This is a genomic window from Streptomyces sp. NPDC091280, assembly GCF_044768565.1.
Classification (GTDB): Bacteria; Actinomycetota; Actinomycetes; order Streptomycetales; family Streptomycetaceae; genus Streptomyces.
Genome location: NZ_JBIVUZ010000021.1, coordinates 81,266 through 94,723, shown reverse-complemented (window position 1 = coordinate 94,723; position 13,458 = coordinate 81,266). Strand labels below are relative to the sequence as shown.

The window sequence follows — 13,458 nt, the reverse complement described above, 5'->3', positions numbered from 1 at the left end:
GAACGGCCGCACGCGCGCGTGCGGCCGTTCGTGTGTCTGTGCGCATACTGAGGATCACCCGGGGTGTCGTACAGGGAGTGCTACGGAGTGACGGAAGCGGAGGACCGCAAGCCGCAGTCGGACGAGGCCAGGAGCGCGTTCACCGCGCCCCCGGGCGTCGCCGCGGCCGACGGGGAGTCGTCCACGACGTCCGAGTTCGCCGTTCCGCGGGGCCTGGACGTGGCTCTGCCGGCCGTCGAGGACTCCGAGGGCTCGGCGTTCAGTCCGCCCAGCACCTACCGCGCCAGAGAGGCGCCTCCCGCCTTCACCCCGCCCACCGGCGTCCCCCTCGTCAGCCTCACCAAGGACGTGCCCTGGCAGGACCGGATGCGCACGATGCTGCGCATGCCGGTGGCCGAGCGGCCCGCGCCGGAGCCGGTGCAGAAGGCGGACGACAACGGCCCCGCCGTCCCGCGCGTGCTCGATCTGACGCTCCGCATCGGCGAGTTGCTGCTCGCGGGCGGCGAGGGCGCGGAGGACGTCGAAGCCGCGATGTTCGCGGTCTGCCGCTCCTACGGCCTCGACCGCTGCGAACCGACCGTCACCTTCACGCTCCTGTCGATCTCCTACCAGCCCTCCCTGGTCGACGATCCGGTGACCGCGTCACGGACCGTCCGGCGCCGGGGCACCGACTACACGCGGCTCGCGGCCGTGTTCCGGCTGGTCCAGGACCTCAGCGACCCGGAAACCGCACTCTCCTTGGAGGACGCCTACCGGCGGCTCGCGGAGATGCGGCGCAACCGGCACCCGTACCCCGGGTGGGTCCTGACGTCCGCCGGCGGGCTGCTCGCGGGCGCCGCCTCGGTCCTCGTCGGCGGCGACATCGTCGTGTTCTTCGCCGCCGCGCTCGGCGCGATGCTCGGCGACCGGCTGGCGTGGCTGTGCGCGGGGCGCGGGCTGCCGGAGTTCTACCAGTTCACGGCCGCCGCGATGCCGCCCGCCGCGATAGGGGTGGCCCTCACGGTCGCCGACGTCGACGTGAAGGCCTCGGCGGTCATCACCGGCGGTCTGTTCGCGCTGCTGCCCGGACGGGCCCTGGTGGCGGGCGTGCAGGACGGCCTGACCGGCTTCTACATCACCGCGGCGGCCCGGCTCCTTGAGGTCATGTACTTCTTCGTCGGCATCGTCGCCGGTGTGCTGACCGTCCTGTACTTCGGCGTCAAGCTCGACGCCCAGCTCAACCCGGACGTGGCCCTGGGCAACTCCGAGCGCCCCCTCTGGCAGATCGGCGCGTCCGTCCTGCTCTCCCTGACCTTCGCCGTCCTGCTCCAGCAGGAACGATCCACCGTCCTGCTGGTCTCCCTCAACGGGGGCGTCGCCTGGTCGGTCTACGGAGCGATGCACTACGTCGCCGGGATCTCACCGGTCGCCTCCACGGCCGTGGCGGCGGGGCTGGTCGGACTCTTCGGGCAGCTGCTGTCCCGGTACCGGTTCGCGTCGGCGCTGCCCTACACGACCGCGGCGATCGGCCCCCTGCTGCCGGGGTCCGCCACGTACTTCGGCCTGTTGGCCATCGCCCAGAACGAGGTCGACAAGGGGCTGGTGTCGTTGGCCACGGCCGCGTCGCTGGCCATGGCCATCGCCATCGGGGTCAATCTGGGCTCGGAGATCTCGCGGTTGTTCCTGCGGGTCCCGGGGGCTTCGGCCGGGGCCCGGCGGGCCGCGAAGCGGACTCGCGGGTTCTGAGGCCTAGTAGCCCTGACCCTGGCCCTGGCCCTGGCCCTGGCCCTGGTTGTTGTACGGCGGGTACTGCTCGTACTGGTCGTACTGCTGGTTGCCGTAGGGCTGTTGCTGGTACGGCTGCTGCTGGTACGGCTGTTGCTGCTGGGGCTGCGCGTAGTACTGGTCGTAGCCGTTGTGCTGCTGGTGGCCGTGGTTCTGGTCGTGGCCGTTGGCCTGCTGCTGGGGCTGCGGCTGCTGCCGAGGGGTGTCCACGCGGCGGAGCTGGGTCGTCGAGTCGTCCATGACGACCGGGAACGGCTGGGTGGCGGCCGGGTCGGCGGACTGGTCCTCGTGCCCCTGGGGGGCCTTCTTGGCCTTGGAGCGGGCGCGCAGGAACTCGATGAGGATCGGGACCACGGAGACGAAGACGATCAGGATGAGGATCGCTTCGATGTTCTTGTGGACGAAGTCGATGTTGCCGAGCCAGGAGCCGAGCAGGGTCACGCCCGCGCCCCACAGGATGCCGCCGATGATGTTGAAGGTGAGGAACGAGCGGTACTTCATGCCGCTGACACCGGCGATGATCGGCGTGAACGTGCGCACGACGGGCACGAAGCGGGCCAGCACCAGGGACTTGGGGCCGTACTTCTCGAAGAACTCGTGCGCCTTGACCACGTTCTCCTGCTTGAAGAGGCGTGAGTCCGGGCGGTTGAAGAGCGAGGGGCCGACCTTCTTGCCGAAGGCGTAGCCCGCCTGGTCGCCGAGGATCGCGGCGACGCAGATCAGCGCGACGGCCCCCCACAGCGGGAAGTCCAGGGTGCCCGCGGTGATCAGCAGACCGCAGGTGAACAGCAGGGAGTCGCCCGGCAGGAAGAACCCGATGAGCAGGCCTGACTCCGCGAAGACCACGAGCAGCAGGCCCCAGATCCCGAACCGGTCGAGCATGGTGTTCGGGTCGAGCCAGCTCGGGCCGAGGGCGAGCGTCATCACGGTTCCGGGCTCCTGAGGGGTGGAGGGATACGGCGTCGTCCGGGCGAGGCCGCACAAAGCTATCAACGCAATGTGTCCGCCCCAGGTTCCACCGGTGTCTCCAGGATGCACTGTGGGCCGCATAGGACAAAGCTGTGAGCCATGGGTATCGACGAATACGGCGGCGGCCAGGGGCCGCAGGCCGACGTGCTGGTCGTGACGACGAACGACGTCCCCGGGTACCGGGTCGAGCAGGTGATCGGCGAGGTCTTCGGGCTGACCGTGCGCTCACGGCATCTCGGCAGCCAGATCGGCGCCGGACTGAAGTCGATGGTCGGCGGCGAGCTGAAGGGGCTCACCAAGACCCTGGTGCAGACCCGCAACCAGGCCATGGAGCGCCTCGTCGAACAGGCACGCGCGCGTGGCGCCAACGGCGTCCTGGCGTTCCGCTTCGACGTGACCGAGGCGGCCGACGTGGGCACCGAGGTGTGCGCCTACGGAACGGCGGTGGTCCTGACCCGGATGTGACCCCGGGCCAGGACCAGGCCCCTAGGCCGTGTCCGCGGACGCGTGCCGGGACGCGTTCGCCACGATCGCGTCCCTGAGGTGTGCGGCCAGACCCGGCGCCATCGCGTCGTAGAACGCCTTAAAGCGCTCGTCGGAGACGTACATCCCGGCGAGGCAGACGTGCATCTCGTAGGAGCACGCGTAGAACCAGCGGTCGATGTGGAGCCGGTGCTCCTCGGCGAGGTCCATGGCCGCCTCCCCGGTGGGCGGTGCGCCGGCGGTCACCAGGGTGGCGTAGCGCTCGCTCCAGGTGTCGACCTCGGCCTGGAGGCGTTTCCAGTCGGCCTTGGTGTAGCGGGCGGCCCGGCGCTGCGACTCGGCGTAGGCCTCGGTGCCGCCCCAGCGCTGTTCGGCCTCTTCGGCGTACTGCTCGGGGTCCTTGTCGCCGAAGACCTCGAAGCGTTCCTCGGGGGTGAGGTTGATGCCCATAGTGCGTGCCTCCATGGCGTGTTCCACGGCCTCGGCCATCTTCCGGAGCTTCTCGATCCGGGCGGTCAGCAGCTCGTGCTGACGGCGCAGATGTGCGCGCGGGTCCGTGTCCGGGTCGTCGAGCAGGGCCGCGACCTCGTCGAGCGGGAAGCCGAGCTCCCGGTAGAACAGGATCTGCTGGAGCCGGTCGAGGTCGGTGTCGCGATAGCGCCGGTGCCCCGCGTGGCTGCGCCCGCCGGGAACGAGCAGCCCGATGTCGTCGTAGTGGTGCAGCGTGCGCACGGTGACCCCGGCGAATCCGGCGACCTGTCCCACGGAGTAGGAGTCCTGTCCCACGGAGTGGCTCACTTCCGCTCCCTTCTGTGTCCGCGCTCCACGGTGGGGCCTCACGCCACGTGAGGTGCAAGCCCCGCAGGCGGGCACATCCTCAAGATGTTGGGTCCGTTTTGCCCGCTTATGGTGATCGCGTGGCCCAGGACAGCGCTCACCAGGCACCCGTCGCCCCTACGACCCCGGCGCGCACCCTGCTGCCGTTGATCGTCCCCGCCCTGGTCGTGGGCGTGCTCGCGAGTCTGCTCTTCCTCGGTGTGAGCGAGGCCGCCGAGCGACTCCAGCACGTGCTCTGGAAGAACCTGCCCGACGCCCTGGGCATCGGCCGCTACTCGGTGCTGTGGATGCTCGTCATGCTGACGGCGACCGGTGTCGCGGTCGGCCTGGTGGTCTGGAAGGTGCCGGGCCACGCGGGACCGGACCCGGCCACCACCGGCCTGGAGGCCGTACCGCTGCCGCCCCTGGTGCTGCCGGGACTGGTGCTGGCGACCGCCCTGATGCTCGCGGGCGGTCCGAGCCTCGGCCCGGAGAACCCGATCATCGCCGTGAACGTGGGGCTCGCGCTCTGGGCGGGACGCAGACTCGCGCCCCGGGTGCCGGGCGGGGTCTGGGGAGCGCTGGCCGAGTCGGCGACCATCGGGGCGCTGTTCGGGACGCCGGTCGCGGCGGCGCTGCTCATCTCGGAGGCGCTGGCCGCGCGGCAGACGAAGGGAGCGCTGTGGGACAACGTGTTCGCGCCCCTCGCCGCGGCCGGGGCGGGCGCCATGACGACGGCGCTGGTGGCCCATCCGACCTTCGACCTGCACCTGCCCGCGTTCGGCGGGCCCGGCTGGCGGGATCTGCTGGCGGCCCTGGTGCTGGCACCGCTGGCCGCGCTGCTCGGCCTGTGCGCGGTCCACGCCTTCCCGTACGCCCACGCGGCCTTCTCCCGCCTCAGGCACCCCATGCTGGCGCTTCCGGCCGGTGGACTGGTCCTGGGCCTCCTGGCGGCCGTGGGCGGCCATCTGACGCTCTTCAAGGGGCTGGACGAGGTCGGCGAGCTGGCCGCCGACCCCGAGGGCTGGTCGGCGGGCCAGTTCGCGACGATGACGGTGATCAAACTGGCCGCCCTGGTGGTCGCCGCGGCCTGTGGCTTCCGGGGCGGCCGGATCTTCCCGTCAGTCTTCATCGGCGCGGCCTTCGGTCTGTTCGCCCACGCCCTGGTCCCCGCGGTGCACCCCGCGCTCGGCGTCGCCGCGGGCGTCCTCGGCATGCTCCTGGCGATCACCCGGCAGGGCTGGGTGAGCCTGTTCACGGCCGCCGTTCTGGTCGCTTCGCCCGCGATCCTCGCCCTGCTCTGCATCGCCTCGCTGCCGGCCTGGCTGCTGGTGACCGGACGACCGCAGATGCAGTTGCGCGCGGACGGAACTCCGGTCCGCTGACACCCGTTGATCCTTTTGACCCTTTCCGCAGGAGGCCCGCACATGCCGTTGCACAAAGGTCCCGAGCAACCCGACGAACGCCCCATGTCGGTGAACCCCTTCTACGGGGAGGCCAATCCGGTCGGCGGCATGACCGAGGCACCCCCCAAGCACCGGCTCCCGGACGCACCGCTCTCCCCGATGACGGCGGCTCAGCTCGTGCACGACGAGCTGATGCTGGACGGCAACTCCCGCCTGAACCTGGCGACGTTCGTCACCACCTGGATGGAGCCGGAAGCCGGCCTCCTGATGGCGGAGTGCCGGGACAAGAACATGATCGACAAGGACGAGTACCCACGCACGGCGGAGCTGGAGAAACGCTGCGTGGCCATGCTCGCGGACCTCTGGCACGCACCGGACCCGGCCGCGGCCATGGGCTGTTCGACGACCGGCTCCAGCGAGGCCTGCATGCTCGCCGGCATGGCCCTGAAGCGCCGCTGGACGCAGCGCAACAAGGACCGCTACCCGGCCGCCCGCCCGAACCTGGTGATGGGTGTCAACGTCCAGGTCTGCTGGGAGAAGTTCTGCAACTTCTGGGAGGTCGAGGCCCGCCAGGTCCCCATGGAGGGCGACCGCTTCCACCTCGACCCGCAGGCGGCGGCCGACCTCTGCGACGAGAACACGATCGGCGTCGTCGGCATCCTCGGCTCCACCTTCGACGGCTCCTACGAACCGATCGCCGACCTGTGCGCGGCCCTCGACGCCCTCCAGGAGCGCACGGGCCTCGACATCCCGGTCCATGTGGACGGCGCGTCCGGCGCCATGGTCGCCCCCTTCCTGGACGAGGACCTGATCTGGGACTTCCGCCTCCCGCGCGTGGCCTCGATCAACACCTCGGGCCACAAGTACGGCCTGGTCTACCCGGGCGTCGGCTGGGCCCTGTGGCGCGACAAGGAGGCCCTCCCGGAGGAACTGGTCTTCCGCGTCAACTACTTGGGCGGCGACATGCCGACCTTCGCCCTGAACTTCTCCCGCCCCGGCGCCCAAGTGGTGGCCCAGTACTACACGTTCCTGCGCCTGGGCCGCGAGGGATACCGCGCGGTGCAGCAGTGCACCCGCACCGTGGCCCGCGGCCTGGCGGACCGCATCGAAGCCCTCGGCGACTTCCGACTCCTCACCCGGGGCGACGAGTTGCCGGTCTTCGCCTTCACCACGGCCTCCGACATCAAGGCCTACGACGTCTTCGACGTGTCCCGCCGCCTCCGCGAGCGCGGCTGGCTGGTCCCGGCCTACACCTTCCCGGCCAACCGCGAGGACCTCTCGGTCCTCCGCGTCGTCTGCCGCAACGGCTTCACCGCGGACCTGGCCGAACTCTTCCTGAACGACCTGACACAGCTCCTCCCCCAACTACGCAACCAGCCCTACCCGTTGACCGGCGACAAGGGAGCGGCAACGGGCTTCCACCACTGAGGCCGGCACCCGCGTACGACCCGAAGGGGGCCGGGAGGCAACGCCGCACCCGGGGCATCGCTCACACCCGGTCAGTGGGCATCCCCAGGATGCGGCTCCCCCGTCGCGTACGGGTTCTCCTCGCCGTCCTTCAGGACGCCGACGAACGGCGCGCCCTCCCCCGCGAAGGTGTACGCCCCGGCCGCGACGCGGTCGATCAGCCCCTGGGTCCACGCGGACTCGGCGTCGGACGTGTGGACCCAGAGGTTCATGATCTCGCCGATGTGGCCCAGCTGTTCGGGCCCGCCCTCGGGGATGTAGTGCTCAGTGACCGAGGCCCGCCACGCGGCGATGCCCCGGGTGCGCTCCTCCAGCAGAGCCACCGCCTCGGCCCTCGGCAGTTCGACGAGGAAGCCGATGGCGGCGGACTTCACGTCCATCCGCTGGTCGTAGGACGTCAGCGCCTCCCGCAGCAGCCGGAAGAACTCCTCCGTGCCCCGGTCGGTGATCTCGTACTCGATGCGGGGCGGCCCGCCGGCCGTGGACGGCGCGATCTCGTGGGCGTACAGCAGGCCCTGCTTGGCCAGTTGCTTGAGCGCGTGGTAGATCGAGCCGGGCTTGGCGTTGGACCACTCGTGCGCGCCCCAGTATTCGAGGTCGTTGCGCACCTGGTAGCCGTGGGCCCGCCCGTGCTGGCGGACCGCGCCGAGCACGAGGAGACGGATCGCTGACATGGGCCCAGCGTAGGTCGTGTCCAGGTCAGCCCCAGCTGCTGCCCTGTTCCTTCGCGACCAGTTCGAACGCGGTGGCGCCGTCCAGGGACTCGCGGATGATGTCGGCGTGGCCGGCGTGCCGGGCGAACTCCTCGACCAGGTGCAGCACGAGCCACCGCATCGACACCTCGCCCTTGGGGAACCAGGGCGCCTCGGGCAGCGGGAAGGTGTCGTCCATCGATCCGACGGACCGGACGAACTCCTCGGTCTCGCGCGCCACGCCGTCCCAGAACGCGAGCACCCCGGCCAGGGTCTCGTCCTGGTCCAGGCGGAAGCCGTCCTGCCAGGTCTCCTGGGTGCGCGCCCGTTCGTTGGGCTTCCGCTGGGCCAGCCGGAGCCAGTTGAGTTCGCACTCGGCGACGTGCTTGACCAGCCCCGAGAGGGACAGCTCGCTGGCGCTCGGCTTCCGCGCCGCCTGTTCGTCGCTCAGGCCGAGCACCGCGCGCCGCAGTCCGCCGCGCTGGGCCTCGGCGAAGGCGAGCAGTGCGCCGCGCTCGTCGCCGGGCGCCTCTGCGGGAACGTGAGTGACCATGACGGGCCGCCTTTCATCGGGTCGTGCACTTGCTGACACCGACGAAGCTACGGGCCCTTTAGGACAGATCGCGTCCTAAAGGGCCCGGGGGCTCACAGCGGGGCGGGCATCAGAACGGGAAACCGCTCCGGCCGTGCTGCACCGAGATCCACTTCAGGCTGGTGAACGCGTCCAGCATCGACTCGCCGTTGAGGCGGCCCACGCCGGAGGACTTCTCGCCGCCGAAGGGGACGATCGGCTCGTCGTGGACGGTGCCGTCGTTGACGTGGAACATGCCGGTGTCGATCTGCTTGGCGAAGTTGACGCCCCGCTCGATGTCACCGGTGTGGACGGCACCGCTCAGGCCGTAGGGGGTGTCGTTGACGATGCTCACCGCCTCCTCCTCGCCGTCGAACGGGATGAGGAAGGCGATCGGGCCGAAGACCTCCTGGCGGAGCAGTTCCGAGTCGGCGGGCAGGCCGGTGAGGACCGAGGGCGCGACCAGGTTGTCGGTGGTCTCGCCGTGGACGAGGGCCGTCGCGCCCTCCGCGATGGCCTGCTCGACGACGCCCGAAAGGGCGTCCGCCTGCGAGGAGTTGATGACCGGGCCGATCACGGTCTGCGGGTCGCGCGGGTCGCCGACCTTGAGGGACTTGACCTTGGCGACGAACTTCTCGGTGAACTCGGGGGCGACCGCGCGGTCGACCAGGACCCGGTTCGCGGCCATGCAGACCTGGCCCTGGTGGACGTAGCGGCTGAAGACCGCCGCGTCGACCGCGTAGTCGAGGTCGGCGTCGTCGAGGACCACGAGGGCGCTGTTGCCGCCGAGTTCGAGGACCGAGCGCTTGAACTGCGCGGCGCAGACGGTCGCGACGTGGCGGCCGACCTTGTCGGAGCCGGTGAAGGAGATGACCTTCGGGATCGGGTGCTCGATGAACGCGTCGCCGATCTCCGCGATGTCGGTGATGACGACGTTCAGCAGGCCGCCCGGCAGACCCGCGTCCTCGAAGAGCTTCGCGACCAGGGAGCCGCCGACGATCGGCGTGTTCTGGTGCGGCTTGAGGACCACGCCGTTGCCCAACGCCAGTGCGGGGGCAACCGACTTGAGGGAGAGCAGGAAGGGGAAGTTGAACGGGCTGATCACACCTACGACGCCCACCGGGACGCTGTAGACGCGATTCTCCTTGCCGTCGACCGGCGAGGGGATGATCCGGCCCTGGGGGCGCAGCGCGAGGTGGATCGCCTCGCGCAGGAACTCCTTGGCGAGGTGCAGTTCGAAGCCGGCCTTGAGGTGCGTGCCGCCGAGTTCGGCGATGATCACCTCGGCGATCTCCTGCTCGCGGTCCTCGATGAGCCGCAGTGCCTTCTCGAACACCGCACGGCGGGCATAGGGGTTGGTCTCGGCCCACTTCTTCTGGGCGCGGGCGGCTGACCGGTACGCCTCGTCGACCTCGTCGACCGTGGCTATCGTGATCGACGCCAGCTTCTCGCCGTCGTACGGGTTGAAGTCGATGATGTCCCAGGAGCCGGTGCCCGGGCGCCATTCACCGTCGATGTACTGCTGAGCCAGGTCGGTGAAGTAGGACGACATGTGTGATCCCTCAATCGCTAGCAGACACGATCAACAGCAGACCCGAGGCATCGCGATCATCACGATCATCACGGTCTGATCACACGTCATCGTACTTGTGTTTCAAGAGAGTTGGAGCAGTCCCCGGAGAAGATCCCGGCTCTCGTCCGGGCCCGGGCTGTCCTGCTGGAGCTCCTTGAGCGCCTTCTCGTACTGGGCGACGTCCTCGGCCTTGTCGAGGTACAGCGCGCTGGTGAGCTGCTCCAGGTAGACGACGTCGGAGAGGTCGGACTCCGGGAAGGAGAGGATGGTGAAGGCGCCGGACTCGCCGGAGTGGCCGCCGAAGCCGAACGGCATGATCTGGAGCCGGACGTTGGGGTGTTCGGAGATGTCGATCAGGTGCTGGAGCTGACCGCGCATCACCTCGCGGTCGCCGTAGGGGCGGCGCAGGGCGGCCTCGTCCAGGACGATGTGGAAGTCCGGGGCGTTCTCGTTCACCAGGTACTTCTGCCGCTCCAGGCGCAGTGCCACGCGCCGTTCCACGTCGGCCTCGCCGGCGCCCTTCATGCCGCGCCGGACGACCGCGCGGGCGTAGGCCTCGGTCTGGAGGAGTCCGTGCACGAACTGCACCTCGTAGGCGCGGATGAGCGAGGCGGCGCCCTCCAGGCCGACATAGGTGGGGAACCAACTGGGCAGGACGTCGGAGTAACTGTGCCACCAGCCCGCGACGTTGGCCTCCTTCGCGAGGGAGAGGAGCGAGATGCGCTCCGCCTCGTCCGTGATGCCGTACAGCGTCAACAGGTCCTCGACATCCCGCGTCTTGAAGCTCACTCGCCCCAGCTCCATGCGACTGATCTTGGACTCGGAGGCACGGATCGAGTACCCCGCGGCCTCGCGAGTGATCCCACGTGCTTCCCGCAGCCGCCTGAGTTGCGAGCCGAGCAGCATCCGCCGCACCACCGATCCGGGCTCTCCCGCGCTCACGTTCGCCAGCCTCCCCAACCGTCTTCAGGGGCCGCAGTCTGCCACTAAAACACTTCGAGCAGTACTCGTTCGATTACAGAAATGGAAAGAAGAGGCTCCTGTTCACAGGAAGCCGTCAGGAAGGAGTCAGGAAGAAGCAAGGCCAGAGCGCGAGAACGGCGTGAAGTTGGCGGAAAAAATGGCCAACAAGCGGTACGGGAGGGTCCAATTCGGTCAGCTGCACGTGCATCTGCCCTTGCATCTGCTGTACGCATCCGAAACCATGGTCTCGCGCCACCGCTGCATCGCAACGACCGCGAATTCCCGGGAGTGCCTCGCATGGGGACGAATGGATCGACCATGCTCAAGCCGTTACGGCAGGGCCTTCCGCCGCTGGACCCCTCGGCCGTGTCCAGCGCCGCGTCGTGTTCACTGCCCGCCCGCTACGAAGCGGTGCGCGAGGCACGGCAGTTCACCCGCCGCACGCTCGACCAGTGGGACATAGGCGACCGTTTCGACGACGTCTGCCTGGTGGTCTCCGAGCTGGTCACCAACGCGCTGCGGCACGCGCTGCCGGCCAACACCCCGCGCGCCGTCGAGCAGGGTCCGCCCGTGCGGCTGCATCTGATGCGGTGGACCGAGCGGCTGGTGTGCGCGGTGCGCGACCCCAGTCACGACAGTCCCGCGGCCTGCGACTCGGAGGACTTCTCGGCGGAGTCGGGCCGCGGTCTGTTCCTCGTCGACTCCTTCAGCGACGGCTGGGGCTGGCACCCGCTGGCGGGCACGCTCAGCGGCAAGGTGGTCTGGGCGCTGTTCCGGCTCCAGCCGGACCGTCCGCACAACGACACATGAGAACCGCGGCGCTTTCCGGCGCCGCGGTTCTACGCGCGTTGTCGTCCCGATGGCCTGCGGTGACCGCTATCCCGCTATCAGGTGGTCGAACTCGCCGTCCTTGATGCCCAGGAGCATCGCCTCGATCTCGGCGCGCGTGTAGACGAGCGCGGGACCGTCGGGGAAGCGGGAGTTGCGCACCGCGACATCGCCGCCGGGCAGCCGCGCGAACTCCACGCAGGAACCCTGCGAGTTGCTGTGCCTGCTCTTCTGCCAGGCCACTCCGTCCAGCTGCGTGGCAGCCATGCCGTTGTACACGTCGAACCCCAAGTACACGCTGTCAACGCGGTGGTCCACAGGTCGCTCCCGGTTGTGCACTGGCTGGTGTGGCCATTGATGCAGTGGTCAACTGTTCCGGATCATAGCCCTGTTCATGTGCAGATGCATGAGCAGATGCACGTGCACGCGGGGTGCTGATCCGGTTACAGCTTTGACGACCGCTTTACCGATGCCGTTCCAGCGTCTGCCCCGGTCCTCGAAGGACATGTACTAGTGAAGACGCGCACGGGGGCTCTCGTGTTCCGGGAGCGGGAGGGCTATCGGGTCGCGTACGGCAACAATGCCATCTCCCGGGCGTTCTTGATCGCGGCGGCCAACTGCCTTTGCTGCTGGGCGTTCACACCCGTGACGCGGCGACTGCGGATCTTGCCGCGGTCGGAGACGAACTTCCGCAGCAGGTCGGTGTCCTTGTAGTCGATGTACGTCACTCCGGCCGCGTCCAGCGGATTGCGGCGGGACTTGGCGGTCTTGCGTTCGGGCTTGCGGGGCACGGTCAGATCTCCAGGAGGGTGTCGAAGGCGGGCGGCAGGCGTTTCCACGCGGTGCGGCCCGCCGCGTACTCGGTGTCGGTCAACAGGCAGTGCTCCAGGAGCCGTTCGAGGCCGTCGCGGTCGAGGCCCGGGGACGTGAAGACGAGGTGCTGGCAGCGGTCGCCGTGCTCCGGGTGCCAGTCGAGCGCGGCGGCGGCACGGCGCGTCGGCGACACCAACTCCCAGGCGGCGTCGGGCAACGAGGCCAGCCACGGCCCCGCGCCCTCCACGCACAGGGCACCGCCGGCCGCGTCCCAGTGCAGCAGCGCGTCGGGCTTGTCCGCGAGCCAGAACCGGCCCCGGCTGCGGGCCGCCGCGCAGGTCAGCTCCTCAAGCGCCGCGTACAGCCGCTCCGGGTGGAAGGGCCGGCACCGGTGCCAGACGAACGTGCTCACCCCGCACGCGTCGGCCTCGACGGGAAGCAGCGCACAGGCGGGATGCTGCGCCGCGGCGGCGGCCTCCAGGTCGAACCCGGCGAGCGCGGCGGACGCCAAGTCACCTTCCCCGAGCGGTATTTGCAGGGCGGTCGGATGCAACTGCCCCAGCAGTTCCCGGTCTTCGTCGTCCGCCTCCTGCGAGTCGAGGATCGCGAGGACTGGGGCGTACTCCAGCTGGCGGGCGAAGGTGTCGGCCACCGTGCGCTGGTCCGTGGCCGCCGCGGCGAGGCCGATGTCGGCGAGGTCGTCGCCGTTGCCGAGGCAGGGCAGCAGCAGGGCGGGCTCCACGGCGGTGATGACACCGGTGACCGTGAGGCCGCCGGCGACCACCACCTCGGCCATCGCCTTGGGCTCGACGGAGTCCCACAACTCGACGATCGCCAGGCGGACTTCACCGGCCGCCGCGAGCCTGCGCAGTTCCGGGACCAGGTCCTCGCGCAGGGCGCAGCACGCGCAGTCGTTGACGAGCGGGGCCTCGCCCGCGGCGACGATGCCCGTGGCGTCCCGGATGGTGCGGACGACCGTGCCGGCGGCTGCCGTGGCGAGGTCGTGGTGGAGTACGACGCTGTCGGGGACGTCGTGCAGGAGCTGGGCGACGGTCGCTCTGCGGGCGTCGGCGTGCAGGCCGCCGACGATCACGACGGAGAGGTCGGGCACGG

General features: G+C 69.7%; 14 protein-coding genes. 5 read left to right on the top strand and 9 right to left on the bottom strand.

Translation table 11 applies throughout. The annotated features are described in order from the left end of the window. Positions 1 to 87: 87 nt before the first annotated feature. Positions 88 to 1,725 carry a threonine/serine exporter ThrE family protein gene (locus ACIQPR_RS44530; RefSeq protein ID WP_403661864.1) on the top strand — a complete coding sequence of 546 codons (1,638 nt, stop codon included), beginning with the start codon at positions 88 to 90 and terminating at the stop codon, positions 1,723 to 1,725. 3 nt (positions 1,726 to 1,728) lie between these two features. Here the strand turns inward: ACIQPR_RS44530 and ACIQPR_RS44525 are convergent, their stop codons facing one another. Then, complete coding sequence (locus ACIQPR_RS44525) at positions 1,729 to 2,688, bottom strand: DedA family protein (protein ID WP_403662049.1); 960 nt, start codon at positions 2,686 to 2,688, stop codon at positions 1,729 to 1,731. Between the two features lie 144 nt (positions 2,689 to 2,832). Between ACIQPR_RS44525 and ACIQPR_RS44520 the strand changes: the two genes are divergently transcribed. After that, positions 2,833 to 3,198: a YbjQ family protein gene (locus ACIQPR_RS44520; RefSeq protein WP_403661861.1), complete on the top strand. Its 366-nt coding sequence runs from the start codon at positions 2,833 to 2,835 to the stop codon at positions 3,196 to 3,198. Positions 3,199 to 3,219: 21 nt separating this feature from the next. Here the strand turns inward: ACIQPR_RS44520 and ACIQPR_RS44515 are convergent, their stop codons facing one another. Beyond that, positions 3,220 to 4,014, bottom strand: coding sequence for a MerR family transcriptional regulator (locus tag ACIQPR_RS44515; RefSeq protein ID WP_403661858.1), 795 nt, complete (start codon positions 4,012 to 4,014; stop codon positions 3,220 to 3,222). A 119-nt stretch (positions 4,015 to 4,133) separates the two neighbouring features. On the opposite strand from ACIQPR_RS44515, the gene ACIQPR_RS44510 reads away from it, so the two are divergent. Beyond that, complete coding sequence (locus ACIQPR_RS44510; RefSeq protein ID WP_403661855.1) at positions 4,134 to 5,417, top strand: ion channel protein; 1,284 nt, start codon at positions 4,134 to 4,136, stop codon at positions 5,415 to 5,417. Positions 5,418 to 5,459: 42 nt separating this feature from the next. Further along, positions 5,460 to 6,866 carry a glutamate decarboxylase gene (locus tag ACIQPR_RS44505; RefSeq protein WP_403661852.1) on the top strand — a complete coding sequence of 469 codons (1,407 nt, stop codon included), beginning with the start codon at positions 5,460 to 5,462 and terminating at the stop codon, positions 6,864 to 6,866. A 71-nt stretch (positions 6,867 to 6,937) separates the two neighbouring features. On the opposite strand, the gene ACIQPR_RS44500 is transcribed toward ACIQPR_RS44505, so the two are convergent. From ACIQPR_RS44500 to ACIQPR_RS44485, 4 genes are all read right to left on the bottom strand, one after another. Continuing rightward, positions 6,938 to 7,579 carry a PadR family transcriptional regulator gene (locus tag ACIQPR_RS44500; protein ID WP_403661849.1) on the bottom strand — a complete coding sequence of 214 codons (642 nt, stop codon included), beginning with the start codon at positions 7,577 to 7,579 and terminating at the stop codon, positions 6,938 to 6,940. A 25-nt stretch (positions 7,580 to 7,604) separates the two neighbouring features. After that, the gene (locus ACIQPR_RS44495) at positions 7,605 to 8,150 is read right to left on the bottom strand and encodes a DinB family protein (RefSeq protein WP_403661846.1); all 546 of its coding nucleotides are present in this window, start codon (positions 8,148 to 8,150) and stop codon (positions 7,605 to 7,607) included. Between the two features lie 109 nt (positions 8,151 to 8,259). Next, positions 8,260 to 9,720, bottom strand: coding sequence for an aldehyde dehydrogenase family protein (locus tag ACIQPR_RS44490; protein WP_403661843.1), 1,461 nt, complete (start codon positions 9,718 to 9,720; stop codon positions 8,260 to 8,262). A gap of 102 nt (positions 9,721 to 9,822) precedes the next feature. Next, entirely contained in the window at positions 9,823 to 10,647 is an 825-nt protein-coding gene (locus ACIQPR_RS44485) for a helix-turn-helix domain-containing protein (protein ID WP_403662045.1), read from the bottom strand. A 354-nt stretch (positions 10,648 to 11,001) separates the two neighbouring features. Here ACIQPR_RS44485 and ACIQPR_RS44480 point away from each other — a divergent pair, with 354 nt between their 5' ends. Further along, on the top strand, positions 11,002 to 11,514 hold the full coding sequence (locus tag ACIQPR_RS44480; protein ID WP_403661840.1) for an ATP-binding protein: 513 nt from the start codon (positions 11,002 to 11,004) through the stop codon (positions 11,512 to 11,514). A 66-nt stretch (positions 11,515 to 11,580) separates the two neighbouring features. Here ACIQPR_RS44480 and ACIQPR_RS44475 read toward each other — a convergent pair whose 3' ends face one another. The 3 genes from ACIQPR_RS44475 to ACIQPR_RS44465 form a co-directional block, all read right to left on the bottom strand. After that, positions 11,581 to 11,799 carry a DUF397 domain-containing protein gene (locus tag ACIQPR_RS44475; RefSeq protein WP_051105974.1) on the bottom strand — a complete coding sequence of 73 codons (219 nt, stop codon included), beginning with the start codon at positions 11,797 to 11,799 and terminating at the stop codon, positions 11,581 to 11,583. 290 nt (positions 11,800 to 12,089) lie between these two features. After that, on the bottom strand, positions 12,090 to 12,323 hold the full coding sequence (rpsR, locus tag ACIQPR_RS44470; protein WP_019070238.1) for a 30S ribosomal protein S18: 234 nt from the start codon (positions 12,321 to 12,323) through the stop codon (positions 12,090 to 12,092). Between the two features lie 2 nt (positions 12,324 to 12,325). Beyond that, positions 12,326 to 13,456, bottom strand: a complete 1,131-nt coding sequence (locus tag ACIQPR_RS44465) for a CobW family GTP-binding protein (protein WP_403661836.1) — start codon at positions 13,454 to 13,456, stop codon at positions 12,326 to 12,328. Positions 13,457 to 13,458: the final 2 nt, after the last annotated feature.